This window comes from Pseudomonas sp. ML2-2023-6 (assembly GCF_037055265.1).
Classification (GTDB): domain Bacteria; phylum Pseudomonadota; class Gammaproteobacteria; order Pseudomonadales; family Pseudomonadaceae; genus Aquipseudomonas; species Aquipseudomonas kulmbachensis.
In genome coordinates this window covers 1,238,522-1,254,938 of sequence record NZ_CP146347.1, presented here as the reverse complement: position 1 = coordinate 1,254,938, position 16,417 = coordinate 1,238,522, and the positions used below count along the sequence as shown (strand labels likewise).

The window sequence follows — 16,417 nt, the reverse complement described above, 5'->3', positions numbered from 1 at the left end:
GGTATACAGACGGGCTACTATGTTTTACACAATCTGATACACCGACTGACCTGCCGCTGGAGCCGTGTATGCCGCTACGAACGCTTGTTTTGCTGTGCCTCGCCAGTTTGCTGGTCGCTTGTAGCAGTGAGCCGCCAAAATCGGCACAGACTCAAGTGCTGACGCAGCCAAAAACCGACGCCCCCGCTGACCTGGGCCCACTACCGGCTTATCAGCGTGAGCTGAGCGGCGTACTGACGGGCGTTCCGGCAGGCGCCGAAGTCGAGCTGGCGATGTTGATCATCGACGAGCGCGGACGTCCTCAGGGGCTGATGGCCAGCAGCAAGATTGCCGGTAATGATCAGGCGCTGCCGTTCAAGCTGCGCTTCAATCCCGAGGCATTCCCACAGGGTATGCGGGTCGAACTGCGCGGCCGAGCCAGTCAGTCCGGGCAATTGATCCTGCACCTGCCTTCGCGAATTATCAGCCAGCCCACTACGCAGGCGATGGGTACTCTGGCTTTCGTCAAAGCGCCATGAATACACCGCTAGACCTGCAGCAGTCGTTAAGCGAGTTGTTGGGCGATGCGCAACTGGTCGTCACCGACCTGCCTGATACAACGCTCAAGCTTTGGTTGATCGATGCGCACAATATGGATCGCGCCTTCACCCCCGACGAAACCCGCCGCATTCTCTACGAGCCCCCCTACTGGGCTTTTTGCTGGGCCAGCGGTCTGGCGTTGGCGCGGTTTCTGGCCGAGCAGCCACACTGGGTCAAAGGTAAGCGCGTGCTGGACTTCGGTGCCGGCTCCGGTGTGGCGGCGATTGCCGCTGCCAGGGCCGGGGCACTGGAAGTACTGGCCTGCGATCTTGATCCGCTGGCGTTGGCGGCGTGCCGGGCGAATGCGCAACTCAATGATGTGCAGCTCGGCTATTCCAGCGACTTCTTTGCCGAGGCAGACCGCTTCGATCTGATCCTGGTGGCAGACGTACTTTACGACCGCGAAAACTTGCCGCTGCTGGATCAATTTCTCAGCCGTGGCCAACAGGCGCTAGTCGCAGACTCCCGTGTGCGCGACTTCAAACATCCGCTGTATCAGCAACTGGCAATGCTCAAGGCCCTGACTTTGCCCGACCTGGCCGAACCCCACGAGTTTCGCAACGTCAGCCTGTATCACGCTCAGCGCGAGCCAAGCGCTTTCAGCCGCCAGGCCCAGCCTTTATAGTTGCCCTCATTTACCTGCTTCGAGACACATAATGAATCAGCCTACGCCTTCTTACAGCTTCGACGTGACCTCCGCTGACTTCGACAGACTGGTGGTCCAGGCCTCTTTCGATCAGCCCGTGCTGGTGGATTTCTGGGCCGAGTGGTGCGCACCGTGCAAGGTGATGCTGCCGATCCTGGAACAACTCGCCGAGGACTATCAGGGCGAGTTGCTGCTGGCCAAAGTCAATTGCGATGTCGAGCAGGACATTGTTGGCCGCATCGGGATTCAAACCTTGCCCACCGTAGTGCTGTTCAAGGACGGCAAGGTTGTTGACGGCTTCCAGGAAGCACAGCCTGAATCGGCGATTCGCGCCATGCTCGCGCCCCATGTCGTCATGCCCGAGGCCGTGGTTGAAGACCCGCTGGTGCAAGCGCAGGCACTATTTGCCGAAAGCCGGTTTGCCGATGCCGAAGCGCTGCTCAAAAGCATCCTGACCGAAGACAACAGCAACGCCAAGGCACTGATTCTGTATGGGCGCTGCTTGGCCGAGCGCGGTGAGTTGACCGAAGCACAAGCGGTGCTGGATGCGGTCAAAAGCGACGAGCACAAAGCCGAGCTGGCTGGCGCCAAGGCGCAACTGACATTTTTACGTCAGGCGGCGGACTTGCCGGATGTAGCCGATTTGAAAACCCGCGTGGCGCAAAACCCGCAGGACGACGAAGCGGCCTATCAACTGGCCATTCAGCAGTTGGCGCGCCAGCAATATGAAGGGGCTCTGGATGGGTTGCTGAAGCTGTTTACCCGCAACCGCAGCTATAACGAAGGCATCACCCACAAAACATTGCTGCAAGTGTTCGACCTGTTGGGCAACGACCACCCGCTGGTCACGACCTACCGCCGCAAGCTGTTTGCAGCGTTGTACTAAACCCGGATACATATCCGTAGCAGCTGCCGAAGGAACGAGGCTGCGCCCGGCGGCGAAGCCGTCGCAAACCCGGCAAACGCGATGTACCTGAAACACCTGGGCTGAATGGCTTTACGACTGCTGCGCAGCCGGACGTAGCCTCGCGTTGCTCGTCAACTGCTACAGGAAAGTTGCTACGACCCTTCAACCCAGCTGTAAACCGGTGAGTCGGCCCCGCTGACCACCTTGACCTCAGCACAATGACGCAGGCGCACCAACAGGCGCTTGCCTGCGCCCGTGCTGCCGGTCAACGCTTCAAGCTGCCCCAACAATTCAGGCCCGGTCATCTGCCCGGCCTTGCGCAGCATGTCTTTGGTCGTTTCCCACACGGCATCGTCCTGACTCACCGATTTAACAGGCGGCTGGCTGATTGGCGCGGCGCCGACAGGCAACTGCGCGCCCAGCTTCGCCCAATCACTCTCATCCAGCTCTACCGTCAAATCCACCGGCCAGTCGCCGATCATTCCGCGAATACGCACCATCACCCTGCTCCTCACTTTTTCTTCGCCGCATGCTCCCACGCGTCTTGCGTAACGCCAAGCACACGCGCAAACTCCCCCACCACTTGTTATAAGATCACATAACAAAACATTCATATCTTTTGCTGGAGTCATGCCATGCGCCGTTTGCTTCTTGCTCTGCCGTTTGCCTTGTTGCCGCTGGCGATGGCCCATGCCGCCGACGATCACGACCATGAACACGACAGCCTGCCAACCCATGAGCATGGCGTGGGCAGCTTGAATGTCGCGCTGGACGGCCAGACGCTGGAGCTGGACCTCGACGGTCCGTCGATGAACCTGGTGGGTTTCGAACACCTGGCCACTACTGACGCCGACAAGGCCAAGGTCGACTCGGCGCGCAAGCAACTGGAAGACCCGCTGGTGCTGTTCAGCATTCCCAAGGCAGCTGGTTGCACCGCCGATGAACAAGAGCTCAAGAGCCCACTGTTCGAACCTGCACCGGAAGAAAGCGCGGCCAAAGGCGAACATCACCATAGTGATATCGAAGCCCATTACGCGTTTACCTGCAGCACACCACACGCGTTGAAAACGCTGGATCTGACTCAGTTCTTCAAAACTTTCCCGGGCACTCATAAATTCAAGGTACAACTGATTGGCCCAAGTGGTCAGCAAGCCGTGGAAGTGACAGCGAAAGCACCCACGCTGAAGTTTTAACCGAAAATATCCATTTGTTGCCGCTGCCGTAGCCCTTCACTTAGGGGCTGCGATGCAGACCATCGCAGCCTGCGGCAGCGGCTACATAAGCAATAACCTCATTTCAGGCGACCCATGACCCAAGCACTTATTGAACTGAGCGACCTGAGCTTCAGCTGGCCGGGCCATCCCGTACTGCTGGATATCCCGGCGTTTCGCCTGGAGCCCGGTGAAACCCTGTTCCTGAAAGGCCCCAGTGGCAGTGGCAAAACTACCTTGCTGGGCCTGTTGGGCGGGGTGCAAAAAGCCAACCGGGGCACCATCCGCCTGCTGGGCCAGGAACTGGGCGAGCTCGGCTCCGGTGCCCGCGACCGCTTTCGGGTGGATCACACGGGGTATATCTTCCAGCAATTCAATTTGCTGCCGTTTTTATCGGTGCGCGAGAACGTGGAGCTGCCTTGTCACTTCTCCAAACTGCGCGCCAGCCGCGCCGTCCAACGGCACGGCAGTGTGGATAACGCAGCCCAGACCCTGCTGGCGCATTTGGGCCTCAAAGATCCTGCACTACTGGAGCGTCGCGCTGACTCGTTATCCATCGGCCAACAGCAGCGTGTGGCCGCAGCTCGCGCTCTGATTGGCCAGCCGGAATTGGTGATTGCCGACGAGCCGACCTCCGCCCTGGATGCCGACGCCCGCGAAGCCTTTATTCAATTACTGTTCGCCGAGTGCCGTGAGGCAGGCGCCAGCTTGCTGTTTGTCAGCCACGATCAAAGCCTGGCCCCCCTGTTCGACCGCAACCTGTCGTTGTCTGAACTCAATCGCGCCGCCGCATCGGCAGAGGTCTGAGATGTATCTGTTTCGTCTAGCTCTGGCCAGTCTGGCCAACCGGCGCTTTACCGCACTGCTGACCGCCTTCGCCATCGCCCTGTCCGTGTGCCTGCTGCTGGCGGTCGAACGGGTGCGCACCGAGGCCCGCGCCAGCTTTGCCAGCACCATCAGCGGCACCGACTTGATCGTCGGCGCACGTTCGGGCTCGGTCAACCTGCTGCTGTATTCGGTGTTTCGCATCGGCAATGCCACCAACAATATTCGCTGGGACAGCTTTGAGCACTTCGCCAACAATCCAAAGGTGAAGTGGGCAATCCCCATGTCCCTGGGCGACTCGCACCGTGGTTATCGGGTGATGGGCACCAGCGAGGCGTACTTTGAGCACTATCAGTACGGCCACAAGCAAAACCTGCAACTGGCCAGCGGCCGTCCGTTTGCAACCGACCCATTTGAAGTTGTGCTCGGGGCCGAAGTTGCTCAAGCACTGCATTACAAACTGGGCGACAAGCTGGTGCTGGCCCACGGCGTGGCAGCAATCAGCCTGGTCAAACATGACGACAAACCGTTTACCGTAGTCGGCATTCTCAAGCGTACCGGCACCCCGGTGGACCGCACGCTGCATATCAGCCTGGGCGGCATGGAAGCCATTCACATCGACTGGCATAACGGCGTGCCCGCCCATGGCGCCGGGCGTATCAGCGCTGATCAGGCGCGCAATATGGACCTCACGCCACAAGCCATCACTGCGTTCATGCTGGGCCTGAACAGCAAGATTTCGACCTTTGCCATGCAACGAGAGATCAATGAATTTCGCGGTGAGCCGATGATGGCTATTTTGCCGGGTGTGGCCCTGCAAGAACTTTGGAGCCTGATGAGCACCGCTGAAAAAGCGCTGTTTGTCGTTTCTCTATTTGTTGTGCTGACCGGTTTGATCGGCATGCTCACTGCGATTTTGACCAGTTTGAATGAACGTCGACGTGAGATGGCGATCCTGCGTTCAGTGGGTGCCCGGCCCTGGCATATCGCGACCCTGTTGATTTTCGAAGCACTGGCGCTGGCATTGGCCGGGGTAATCGCGGGGGTTGGCTTGCTCTATGTGTGTATCGCCGTGGCCCAAGGTTATGTGCAATCCAACTACGGGCTGTATTTACCGCTGGCATGGCCAAGTGAATATGAATGGACGCTGCTCGGCGGTATTCTGGCAGCCGCCCTGTTGATGGGCTGCGTGCCCGCATGGCGCGCCTACCGACAATCGCTGGCCGATGGTCTGTCCATTCGTTTATGAGCTTATGTTTATGAAAAGGTCTGCAATGTCCCGCGTGCTGCTGGCGCTGTTACTGCTGGTTGCTACACCGTTGTGGGCGGCCGAGCCGAAAGAGCTGACCTGGTCGGAAATGATCCCGCCGGATGCACCGCCCGAAGCCCCGGACATGACGCCGCTGCACGACCTGTCCCAGATGGGCAGCATGGAGGCCGCCCCGGCGGCGAAACAGGACTTGCCCAATGCACCGGTGGTCCCGGCACTCGACGGCCAACTGATTCGCCTGCCTGGGTATATCGTGCCCCTTGAAGTCAGCGAAGACGGCCGCACCACGGACTTTTTGCTGGTGCCGTACTTCGGCGCGTGCATCCACGTGCCACCACCCCCTTCAAACCAGATCGTGCATGTGACCAGCAAGGAAGGGGTCAAACTCGACGAGCTGTACCAGCCGTACTGGATCGTTGGCGCGCTGCAGGTCAAAGCCAGCACCAGCGAGCTGGCGGATGCGGGTTATCAGATGGATGCACAAAAGATCGTGGTGTACGAATTGCCGGAGTAAAACGCCAATTTTCTGTAGCCGCTGTCGAGGCACGAGGCTGCGCAGCAGTCGAATATTCATTAAACCCGGTGGCTCAGTCAGATCGCAATTGCCGGGTTTGCGAGCGCTTCGCACTCGAACGCAGCCTCGTGCCTCGGCAGCCACTACAAGGGTTGCCCCCCCGCTAGACCCGCAACACATAGCTCCAGGATTCATTTAATCCTCATGCAATTAACGAATTTTTCACAACTTCACGCTTTCATTGAGCTGGGTCAACTGAACAGGCATACGCGCTCATTACCATTGGTTATATAAATTTTAAATATCCCAATGGAGCTCCCATGCACAAGTCTTTGCTCAGCGCAGCCGCCCTTGCGCTCGCCGTCGTCGCCCCCCTTGCCCAGGCACACACTGAGGGCGACATCATCCTGCGTGCCGGTGCCATCACGGTAAACCCGAAAGCCGACAGCTCCAGTGTCAAGGTTGATCAGGGCCCATTGGCGGGCACTGATTTGGGTGGCAAGGCGACCATGAGCAGCGACACGCAACTGGGTCTCAACTTTGCTTACATGATCACCGACCATGTGGGTATTGAACTGTTGGCCGCCACACCGTTTGAGCATGACGTCAAACTCAAGGGCACTGGGCTGGCTGCGGCCAACGGCAAACTGGGTAGCCTCAAGCACTTGCCGCCAACCCTGAGCGTTGTTTACTACCCGCTGGATTCCAAGTCAGTGTTCCAGCCTTACGTCGGTGCCGGTATCAACTACACCTGGATCTATGACGAGCACGTTGGCAGCAGCGCCAGCGCTGAAGGCTTCGACAACTTCAAGGCGAAAAACTCGTGGGGCATGGCGTGGCAGCTGGGTGCTGACTACATGTTGACCGACAACATCATGATCAACGCCCAAGCGCGCTATATCGACATCGATACCCGCGCCACAGTGGAAAACAACGCCGTAGCTCCTGGCACTCGCGCCAAGGTCAACGTTGACGTGGACCCATGGGTTTACATGGTTGGCTTGGGCTATAAGTTTTAAGTAGCGGTAAGTAAAAAGGCGCCTTTGAAAGGCGCCTTTTTTGTGGGCGAGTGCTACCTAACGGCCGAGCAAACGCGCCAGCCCGACGCTCATTGATGTGGTTTCACCCAATGTGAAACGTTGCAACAGACGGCTGTTGTCGGCACGCGAGTGACGGATATCACCCGAACGCGCCGGGGCATAGCTGATCGGCGGCAGATCACCGACAACTTCACTCAGGGCTTCAAGCATTTGCTTTAGGGTGGTGGCCTTGTTCAAGCCCACGTTGACCGCGCCCTCTTCAACCTGCTGGGCCTCAATGGCCTGCACCAGAATCCTGACCACATCGCCCACATAGACGAAATCACGGGTTTGTTCGCCATCGCCGAATATGGTGATGGGCAGACCTTGCTCTACGCGCTCACTGAAAATACTGATTACGCCCGAGTAAGGCGAGGACGGGTCCTGGCGTGGGCCGAAGATATTGAAAAAGCGGAAGATCACCGGTTCCAGACCGTGCTGACGGCGATAGAAATCCAGGTAGTACTCGCTGGACAACTTGTCGACCGCATAAGGCGTCAACGGCGCTTTGGGCGTGTCTTCGACAATCGACTCACCTTCACCATTGTTGCCGTAGACCGCAGCACTGGACGCGAAGACAACCCGCTTGATACCCGTTTCACGCATGGCTTCACACACGTTCAGGGTGCCGACAAAGTTGCTCTGATGAGTTCGCACCGGGTCGTCCACCGAGGCTTGTACCGAAGCGACCGCAGCCAGATGAACCACCGCGCTGCAACCGGCCATTAGCCTGGAAACCAGCGCAGCATCCGCTACATCACCTTCGATCAACTCGACCTTGGGATTGTCCAATGGCAGATTACTGCGCTTGCCAGCCGACAAATCATCGAGGATTCGTACGGCATATCCTTTGGCCAGCAGGGCCTCTACCAGATTGGAACCAATGAAACCGGCGCCACCGGTGATAAAAACGGGCGCATTAACCATGACGATAAAACCTGTCCAGTAAAGCCGGGAGTGCCGCACGCCAAGCGCGGGGCTTGATCCCGAAAGTGTGAAGAATTTTTTTGCACGCCAGTACCGCATGCTGGGGCTCTTCTGCCGCATCCGGCCGCGCTGCGTGCGCTTGTGGCGTAGGGGCTTCGATTGCCAGCGTGTGCAGGTTGCGCGCTTCGGCCAGAATCGCCTGCCCCAGCGCCAGCGGCGTTGTCGCTTCATGCCCGGCGTAGTGGTAAGTGCCCCAGAGCGGCGCGGCACAATCAAGCTGCTTGAGCACCGAAATAATGACCCGTGCGGCGTCGTCTACCGGTGTCGGGTTACCCCGTCGATCATCGGCCATCAACAACTCGCCGGGCTTTTCGGCCTCGGCCAAAAATCGCCCGAGGGTGCCATCGGGGCTGTCATCGAGCAACCAGCCAAAACGCAGCAGCACGTGCTGAGGGCAGATGGCCCGCACACTTTGCTCGATACGCCACAGCGCCTGGCCACGCAACCCAAGTGGGACAGGCTCGTCCTTTTCGCTGTAGGCAGTTGCTCGCGAGCCATCGAAAACTCGGTAGCTGGAAGGTTGCAGCAACGTGATGTTGTGATGTTGGCACAACTCGGCCAAACGCTCGACAGCGCGCTCTTGGCCAGCAAGACGGACCTCGCTTACCGACTGCGCCTGAAACCAGTCGAAGTAGTACGCAAGGTTGATGACAGCATCCGGGCGAGTGTCATCGAGCAGTTGCGTGAGGCTCGCGGCGTCCCAACCGTCTTGCGGTGGACGTGGGGCAAGGAAATTAATGTCTTCCTCGGCACCCAGACGAATCAGCGCCTGCCCGAGGGCATTTCCGCCGCCCAATAACATAAGGCGCATTCGCATAAAGTATGCAGGCTCAGTCTATTCAGAACGGTGATGTATACCAGAAAACCAACCGTGAAAGCTGCTGGCCATGATCAAGATACCCGTATTTTGCGGGTTTATGCCCCTCTCGTCACTGACAAACTGCCCATATTCAAAGGCTTTCACTGCGAAGTCGGCGGGATGTCTGTCAATAACACAGTAGACCGTTGCGCCGAAGAGTCCGCTTGCGACGGCTGTTCGGGCTCGCGCACGGGCATCAGAAACCCCTGTGGATAATGTTGCGCAAAATGGACTTCCGGTGACTTATCCACAAGCTTTTTAAGCCGGTCGTTGAACGCTCGACTAATGCTATTTTGTGCCCCGGACAGGGTTCGGAACTGCGCAGTGATCGTTACCCCGTCGAGGTTCATGCTGTCGACACCAAAAATTGTCAGCGTGCCCTGCAGGCTAAGGCTCAACATAGGGTCATCACTGATCTGAGCCCCCGCCTCGCGGATCAGATCAGTAGCCTTATCCATGTCAGTGTCGTAGGTGAACTGCACTGAAAAAAACGCGTAGGCAAACTGCCGTGAATGGTTGATCACCGCCTTGATCTGACCAAAAGGCACCGAGTGAACAAAGCCGCGCGAGTCCCGCAAACGCAAAGTGCGGATAGTCAGCCCCTCTACCGTACCCGCATGGGCCGAGTCGATTACCACCCAGTCGCCGACCGAGATCGTGTCTTCAATAATGATAAACAGCCCGGTAATCACGTCTTGTACCAACTGCTGAGAACCAAAGCCGATGGCCAGACCGATAACCCCGGCACCGGCCAGGAAAGGCGCGACGTTGACCCCCAGATTGGCCATGGTGGTAATGGTACAGATCACTACCAGCATCACCTTGATCGCATTGCGCGCCAGCGGCAGGATGGTCTTGATCCGCGTACTGGGTTCGTGAGTGCCACGTCGGTTGGCCGTGGGTTCCAACGCTTGTTGAATGGCCGTGTCGAGTACTACCCAAGCCAGCCAGGTCACCAGAAAAATCAGCAGGATATGCCCCAGCGAATCACTGATGACCTTGCCAGTGCTGCTGTCTGAGGCAAAGGCCAACAACGAAAAACCCCAGATATTCGCCAACAGTTCGATAAAGGTCACGGCGAGGGCAATACGCAGCAGTGCGTAAACCACGGTTATAAAACGCTCTTTATAGGCTCCGGTGCTTTGAAATTTCGTAAGAAATGAATGATGCAGAACCGTGCTCAGAAAGACCGTTCCTATCAGCAATCCGGACGTCAGCAACGCATTACGCAATGCGCGCTCACTACCCTCGCCCACGCCCAACAAGTTGAGCGCTGTAGCCAGCAACATCAGCAGCATGGGCCAATACCAAAGCACCGAAAAAATGCGCAACGACTCTTGCAAGGCAGGCTGCCCAAGCCGTTGTGCCAAGGCACGATTGCGGATCAGGTGAGCTACCGGACGGCGTAGCCGGACTGCCAAAAATGCAAAGATCGCACACGCCACCAAGCCTGAAAAAACCGAGAGACAACTGGCGATGTTGCCACCGATTTGCAGAGTGATCTGCGGGCTATTCATGGCATCACTCAAGGCTGCCAAAAAGCCGATCAGGAACAGTGGGCGCCTGGCGTAACCGCGAATAATCTGCACGGCATGCCGTTTGTGGCCCACATCAAACATCGAACTCAGCGACAGCACCAGCGCCGCGCAGAACACCCCGCCGCTGCTGGCATACGACAGGCTCAGCGCCAATGAGCGACCCAGGGTGTCGTGAAGATAACGACTGACATACAGCGTCAATAATAACGTCACTAACGCCGGCAATAGATAAGGCACCCCATAACCGATGAGCGCCCGCACCCGAGGCCGGGTGTTTATCTGACGGCTTTGGCTCAGGTAACGCACCAGCAAGCGGCCTGCCAGCATTAAACCGACGAACGCTCCCAGCCAAACCAGCGACAACAGGAGGAAATCACTCACTCCGGTCCAGGAGGGATGAGTCGAGGCCTGCACGACAAGTTCCCCGACCTCATCGACAGCCCGCTTGGCGCGCAGGCCCCAGGTACCCAACTGCTGCACGCTCGAATCAAGCTGACTCTGTACCTCATCCATACCGGTGCCCAAGGCGCCGAGCAAACCGCCATCGACCAAAACCGGCGGCTTACCGTTGGGCTCTTCGGCCTTCATGATGGAGGCCAGCGTGGGGGCGGCCTGGAGGATGCCATTTCCTGATAACAACAGGATGAGAAACAACAGCGGTGTTTTAAATTTGAACAAACCCAAGAATCCTTCTGGACATGTCATGCGAGCTGATCGAAACGAACCGAGCCATTCGATTGGCCACTCAATGCGCATATTCCCGGTAGAGCGTAGTCAATCCACGGATCAACCCTGTCGTGCGTGCAAAAAAAACAATAAAAAAAAACCCCTGACTTGCTTTACACAAGTCAGGGGTTCTTGGGGTGCTAACCGCTTTTTACGGCTTAGAACGGAATATCGTCATCGAAGCTGTCGAAATCCGGAGCAGGTTGTGGTGCCTGCTGTTGTGGCGCTGGACGCGACTGCTGCTGTTGAGGCTGCTGCTGCGGCGCTGGGCGTTGAGCCTGCTGACGCGGAGCGGACTGCTGTTGCTGGTAGTTGTTACCACCACCCTGGTTTTGCTGATCGCCCTGAGGACGGCCGCCCAGCAGCTGCATGGTGCCTTGCATGTCGACCACGATTTCGGTGGTGTAACGCTTGATACCGTCTTTTTCCCACTCACGGGTTTGCAGCTTGCCTTCGATGTAAACCTGGGAACCCTTGCGCAGGTATTCGCCAGCGATCTCGGCAACTTTGCCGAACATCGATACACGGTGCCATTCAGTCTTTTCGACTTTTTGGCCGGTTTGCTTGTCAGTCCATTGTTCGCTGGTTGCCAGACTCAGGTTGGTCACGGCATTACCGTTAGGCAAGTAGCGAACTTCGGGATCCTGGCCGCATGTGCCGACCAATATAACTTTGTTAACCCCACGGGCCATAACGTTCTCCTAGGCTTCGCACGTCGGCGCTGGGTTAACCAACTGCTCGAGTGTCGCGCGATCCAATAGTTCGGTGTCCAATTTGATATAAATCGCAGACTCTTCAGCCACGATCACTGCATCTGTAACGCCATTAACTGCCTTTAAACGCTCAGCCAGACCTGCTTCGCGCAGCGCCTCGGGCGATAACGGCAGACGCAGGCTTGTTACATATGGTGGTTCACGCATGGTAACAGCAAAGGCTAGCCAGAGTGCAGCCAGACCTGCGCATCCAAGGAACACAACCGACAGACCGCCATGCTGGAACAACCAGCCGCCCAGTATGCCGCCCAGTGCCGAACCGAGGAATTGGCTGGTGGAGTAAACCCCCATCGCCGTACCTTTGCCGCCTGCGGGTGAGACTTTGCTGATCAACGAAGGTAATGATGCTTCCAACAGGTTGAACGCGGTAAAAAACACTACGGTGCCAATCACCAATGCCCGCAAGCTATCGCCGAACTTCCAGAAGAATAGCTCAGTGAGCATCAACGTAACGACGGCGCCGAGTAAAACTCGTTTCATTTTGCGTTTCTTTTCACCGTAGATAATGAACGGGATCATCGCGAAAAATGAAATCAGCAACGCTGTCAGGTATACCCACCAATGCTGTTCCTTGGGCAGACCGGCTTTTTCGACCAGCGCCAGCGGCAAGGCGATAAAGCTCGACATCAACATGGCGTGTAACACAAAAATGCCAAGATCCAGACGCAACAGGTCGGGGTGACGCAAGGTTGGTAGCAAGGCCTGCTTAGCCACACCGGACTCACGATGCTGCAAGGTACCGGTAGAACGCGGCACCATGAACATCACGATCACAATCCCGCACAACGCCATTGCCCCCGTCGCCAGAAACAGCCCGGACAACCCAAAGACACGGGTCAGCAACGGCCCCACGACCATGGCTACGGCAAATGACAAACCGATGGTCATGCCGATCATGGCCATTGCCTTGGTGCGATGTTGTTCACGGGTCAGGTCTGATAGCAATGCCATAACGGCTGCAGAAATAGCACCTGCGCCTTGCAGGACGCGTCCGGCAATTACGCCCCAGATCGAATCGGAATTGGCTGCCAGCACACTGCCCAGGGCGAAGACGATCAACCCCAGATAAATGACCGGGCGCCGTCCAATACGATCAGAAATCATACCAAACGGGATCTGAAAAATGGCTTGGGTCAGGCCATAAGCGCCAATTGCCAAACCGATCAGGGCAGGCGTCGCACCGGCGAGGTCCATCCCATAGGTTGCCAGGACCGGCAACACCATAAACATGCCCAGCATACGGAAGGCGAACACAAGGGCCAGACCGCTTGCTGCTCGGGTCTCGCCGCTGCTCATGCGTTCGCTGTGGGGATCGTGCATGGAAAAACCTCATGTGAACCGGCGGCGATTCTATCAGTCCCATCGAGTAACAGCACATACACGAGAGTGCCGCGACGCTTTGTCACGCAAAAGTTATAAAGGCTGCTTGAATGACATCGTGCCATCAAGGCCTGCACACCTTTCGCACAGATCCGTATACTCATTCGTTTACGTTATGCCCGCCAAGCGAGGCCGCAGTGGACAAGATCCTGATACGTGGGGCACGAACCCACAACCTGAAGAACATCGACCTGACCCTGCCTAGGGACAAACTGATCGTCATCACCGGACTGTCTGGCTCCGGCAAATCATCCCTGGCGTTTGACACTTTGTATGCCGAAGGCCAGCGGCGCTATGTCGAATCGCTGTCAGCCTATGCCCGGCAGTTTTTGTCGATGATGGAAAAGCCTGACGTCGATACCATCGAAGGTCTGTCGCCAGCGATTTCTATCGAACAGAAATCGACTTCGCACAACCCGCGCTCCACTGTCGGCACCATCACCGAAATTTACGATTACCTGCGCCTGTTGTATGCCCGCGTGGGTATCCCTCGTTGCCCGGATCACGACATCCCTCTGGAAGCCCAGACGGTCAGCCAAATGGTCGATCTGGTGCTGGCGCAGCCTGAGGGCAGCAAGCTGATGTTGCTGGCGCCGGTAATTCGCGAGCGCAAGGGTGAACACCTTTCCGTATTTGAAGAGCTGCGCGCTCAGGGCTTTGTTCGAGCCCGCGTAAACGGCAAGCTCTGTGAACTTGATGAGTTGCCTAAACTCGACAAACAAAAGAAGCACACCATTGATGTGGTGGTCGACCGCTTTAAAGTGCGCGCGGACTTGCAGCAGCGTTTGGCTGAGTCGTTCGAGACTGCACTGAAGCTGGCTGACGGCATTGCCCTGGTCGCGCCAATGGACGACGAGCCGGGCGAAGAGCTGATCTTCTCCGCGCGCTTCGCCTGCCCGATCTGCGGCCACGCGATCAGTGAGCTGGAACCCAAGCTGTTTTCCTTCAACAACCCGGCAGGCGCATGTCCGACCTGTGACGGCCTTGGGGTCAAGCAGTTCTTCGATATCAAACGTCTGGTCAATGGCGAACTGACGCTGGCCGAAGGCGCCATACGTGGCTGGGACCGGCGCAACGTCTATTACTTCCAGATGCTCGGAGCGCTGGCCAAGCATTACGACTTCAGCCTTGAAGTCCCGTTCAACGAGCTGGCGGCCGAGAAGCAAAAAGTCATTCTGTATGGCAGCGGCACGCAAAATGTTGATTTCCGTTATCTGAATGATCGCGGCGACATTGTTAAACGCGCGCATCCGTTTGAAGGCATCGTGCCGAACCTTGAGCGCCGCTATCGCGAAACCGAATCGGCTACCGTGCGCGAAGAACTGGCCAAGTTCCTGAGTACTCAGTCTTGCCCCGATTGCCGTGGTACACGCCTGCGCCGTGAGGCACGTCATGTTTGGGTTGGCGAAAAAACCCTGCCGGCCGTAACCAATATGCCTATTGGCGATGCGACTGAGTACTTCAGCACGCTGAGCCTAACCGGGCGTCGTGGTGAAATCGCCGACAAGATCCTCAAGGAAATTCGAGAGCGCCTGCAGTTCCTGGTGAATGTGGGGCTGGACTATCTGTCGCTGGATCGGAGTGCCGATACGCTGTCGGGCGGCGAAGCTCAGCGTATTCGTTTGGCCAGCCAGATCGGCGCGGGCCTGGTCGGGGTGCTATATATCCTCGACGAGCCCTCTATCGGCTTGCATCAACGTGATAACGATCGTTTGCTGGGCACCCTCAAGCATCTGCGCGATATCGGTAACACGGTGATTGTGGTGGAGCATGACGAGGACGCGATTCGGCTGGCCGACTATGTGGTTGATATTGGCCCGGGCGCGGGTGTGCATGGCGGTCATATCGTTGCACAAGGCACCCCGGCTGAAGTCATGGCTCACCCCGACTCATTGACCGGTAAATACCTGTCGGGCCGGGTGAAGATCGCCGTGCCCGCCAAGCGCACGCCCCGCAACAAAAAGCTGACGCTGTCGCTCAAGGGCGCCCGCGGCAACAACTTGCGCAATGTGGACCTGGAAATTCCGATTGGCCTGTTGACCTGCGTGACCGGGGTTTCGGGTTCGGGCAAGTCGACCCTGATCAACAACACCCTCTACCCGCTCAGCGCCACGGCACTCAATGGCGCAACCACACTGGAAGCGGCTGCTCACGACAGCATCAAGGGGCTTGAGCATCTGGACAAGGTCGTCGATATCGACCAAAGCCCGATTGGCCGTACGCCGCGCTCCAACCCTGCAACTTACACCGGGCTGTTTACACCGATCCGCGAGTTGTTCTCGGGCGTACCGGAATCACGCTCGCGGGGCTACGGTCCAGGCCGTTTCTCCTTCAACGTGAAGGGCGGACGCTGCGAGGCCTGTCAGGGTGATGGCTTGATCAAGGTAGAAATGCACTTTCTGCCAGACATCTACGTGCCTTGCGATGTGTGCAAGAGCAAGCGCTATAACCGCGAAACCCTTGAGATCAAATACAAGGGCAAGAACATCCACGAAGTGCTGGAAATGACCATTGAAGAAGCGCGAGTGTTCTTCGATGCCGTCCCTGCACTGGCGCGTAAGCTGCAAACGTTGATGGATGTAGGTCTGTCGTACATCAAGCTGGGTCAGTCCGCCACGACGCTGTCAGGCGGTGAGGCGCAACGGGTGAAATTATCCCGCGAGCTGTCCAAGCGCGATACCGGCAAGACACTGTATATCCTCGACGAGCCGACAACGGGTTTGCACTTTGCCGATATTCAGCAATTGCTGGATGTGCTGCATCGACTGCGTGATCACGGCAATACCGTCGTAGTGATCGAACACAACCTGGACGTTATCAAGACTGCCGACTGGTTAGTGGATCTCGGTCCGGAAGGCGGCTCCAAGGGTGGGCAGATTATTGCTACCGGCACACCTGAGGATGTAGCCGAAATGAAGCAATCACATACCGGCTTCTATCTGAAACCGCTATTAATTCGCGACAGGGATTAAATCGAGGTATGAAAAAGCCCCTGTCATCGTGAGATGGCAGGGGCTTTTTACTCAGCGCAATTCAAGCTCTTGTGGGAGCTGGCTTGCCTGCGATGGCAGCGGCGCGGTAAATCAGATAGAACGCGTTGCCTCTATCGCGGGCAAGCGCGCC

General features: G+C 57.4%; 15 protein-coding genes. 9 read left to right on the top strand and 6 right to left on the bottom strand.

Annotation, left to right across the window (positions count from 1 at the left end):
* The first annotated feature begins 68 nt into the window (after nucleotides 1–68).
* The 3 genes from V6L79_RS05795 to trxA are packed head-to-tail and all read left to right on the top strand — an operon-like array spanning nucleotide 69 to nucleotide 2,111.
* Nucleotides 69–518, top strand: a complete 450-nt coding sequence (locus V6L79_RS05795; protein WP_261740757.1) for a hypothetical protein — start codon at nucleotides 69–71, stop codon at nucleotides 516–518.
* Complete coding sequence (locus tag V6L79_RS05790) at nucleotides 515–1,204, top strand: 50S ribosomal protein L11 methyltransferase (RefSeq protein ID WP_338579917.1); 690 nt, start codon at nucleotides 515–517, stop codon at nucleotides 1,202–1,204. Before V6L79_RS05795 ends, V6L79_RS05790 begins: the two co-directional genes overlap by 4 nt.
* Before the next feature lie 31 nt (nucleotides 1,205–1,235).
* Nucleotides 1,236–2,111, top strand: a complete 876-nt coding sequence (trxA, locus tag V6L79_RS05785; RefSeq protein ID WP_321835603.1) for a thioredoxin — start codon at nucleotides 1,236–1,238, stop codon at nucleotides 2,109–2,111.
* Nucleotides 2,112–2,284: 173 nt separating this feature from the next.
* On the opposite strand, the gene V6L79_RS05780 is transcribed toward trxA, so the two are convergent.
* Nucleotides 2,285–2,632 carry a hypothetical protein gene (locus tag V6L79_RS05780; RefSeq protein ID WP_321835601.1) on the bottom strand — a complete coding sequence of 116 codons (348 nt, stop codon included), beginning with the start codon at nucleotides 2,630–2,632 and terminating at the stop codon, nucleotides 2,285–2,287.
* 135 nt (nucleotides 2,633–2,767) lie between these two features.
* Here V6L79_RS05780 and V6L79_RS05775 point away from each other — a divergent pair, with 135 nt between their 5' ends.
* The 5 genes from V6L79_RS05775 to V6L79_RS05755 all read left to right on the top strand — a co-directional run bounded on the left by V6L79_RS05775 (nucleotide 2,768) and on the right by V6L79_RS05755 (nucleotide 6,971).
* A complete protein-coding gene (locus tag V6L79_RS05775; RefSeq protein ID WP_338579916.1) occupies nucleotides 2,768–3,325 on the top strand; it encodes a DUF2796 domain-containing protein in 558 nt (185 codons plus the stop codon).
* A 114-nt stretch (nucleotides 3,326–3,439) separates the two neighbouring features.
* Nucleotides 3,440–4,150: an ABC transporter ATP-binding protein gene (locus V6L79_RS05770; RefSeq protein ID WP_261740752.1), complete on the top strand. Its 711-nt coding sequence runs from the start codon at nucleotides 3,440–3,442 to the stop codon at nucleotides 4,148–4,150.
* Between the two features lies 1 nt (nucleotide 4,151).
* Complete coding sequence (locus V6L79_RS05765; protein ID WP_261740751.1) at nucleotides 4,152–5,417, top strand: ABC transporter permease; 1,266 nt, start codon at nucleotides 4,152–4,154, stop codon at nucleotides 5,415–5,417.
* Nucleotides 5,418–5,442: 25 nt separating this feature from the next.
* The gene (locus tag V6L79_RS05760) at nucleotides 5,443–5,952 is read left to right on the top strand and encodes a DUF3299 domain-containing protein (RefSeq protein WP_395247180.1); all 510 of its coding nucleotides are present in this window, start codon (nucleotides 5,443–5,445) and stop codon (nucleotides 5,950–5,952) included.
* 320 nt (nucleotides 5,953–6,272) lie between these two features.
* Complete coding sequence (locus V6L79_RS05755) at nucleotides 6,273–6,971, top strand: OmpW family protein (protein ID WP_261740749.1); 699 nt, start codon at nucleotides 6,273–6,275, stop codon at nucleotides 6,969–6,971.
* Between the two features lie 57 nt (nucleotides 6,972–7,028).
* Here the strand turns inward: V6L79_RS05755 and V6L79_RS05750 are convergent, their stop codons facing one another.
* From V6L79_RS05750 to V6L79_RS05730, 5 genes are all read right to left on the bottom strand, one after another.
* Nucleotides 7,029–7,958 carry an NAD-dependent epimerase/dehydratase family protein gene (locus tag V6L79_RS05750; RefSeq protein WP_321835594.1) on the bottom strand — a complete coding sequence of 310 codons (930 nt, stop codon included), beginning with the start codon at nucleotides 7,956–7,958 and terminating at the stop codon, nucleotides 7,029–7,031.
* Nucleotides 7,951–8,835, bottom strand: a complete 885-nt coding sequence (locus V6L79_RS05745) for an NAD(P)-dependent oxidoreductase (protein ID WP_261740747.1) — start codon at nucleotides 8,833–8,835, stop codon at nucleotides 7,951–7,953. Before V6L79_RS05745 ends, V6L79_RS05750 begins: the two co-directional genes overlap by 8 nt.
* 143 nt (nucleotides 8,836–8,978) lie before the next feature.
* Nucleotides 8,979–11,093 carry a mechanosensitive ion channel domain-containing protein gene (locus V6L79_RS05740; protein WP_338579915.1) on the bottom strand — a complete coding sequence of 705 codons (2,115 nt, stop codon included), beginning with the start codon at nucleotides 11,091–11,093 and terminating at the stop codon, nucleotides 8,979–8,981.
* 206 nt (nucleotides 11,094–11,299) lie between these two features.
* Nucleotides 11,300–11,833, bottom strand: a complete 534-nt coding sequence (locus V6L79_RS05735; protein ID WP_338579914.1) for a single-stranded DNA-binding protein — start codon at nucleotides 11,831–11,833, stop codon at nucleotides 11,300–11,302.
* A gap of 9 nt (nucleotides 11,834–11,842) precedes the next feature.
* Nucleotides 11,843–13,234 carry an MFS transporter gene (locus V6L79_RS05730; protein ID WP_338579913.1) on the bottom strand — a complete coding sequence of 464 codons (1,392 nt, stop codon included), beginning with the start codon at nucleotides 13,232–13,234 and terminating at the stop codon, nucleotides 11,843–11,845.
* Nucleotides 13,235–13,431: 197 nt separating this feature from the next.
* Here V6L79_RS05730 and uvrA point away from each other — a divergent pair, with 197 nt between their 5' ends.
* Nucleotides 13,432–16,266 carry an excinuclease ABC subunit UvrA gene (gene uvrA / locus V6L79_RS05725; RefSeq protein ID WP_261740743.1) on the top strand — a complete coding sequence of 945 codons (2,835 nt, stop codon included), beginning with the start codon at nucleotides 13,432–13,434 and terminating at the stop codon, nucleotides 16,264–16,266.
* Nucleotides 16,267–16,417: the final 151 nt, after the last annotated feature.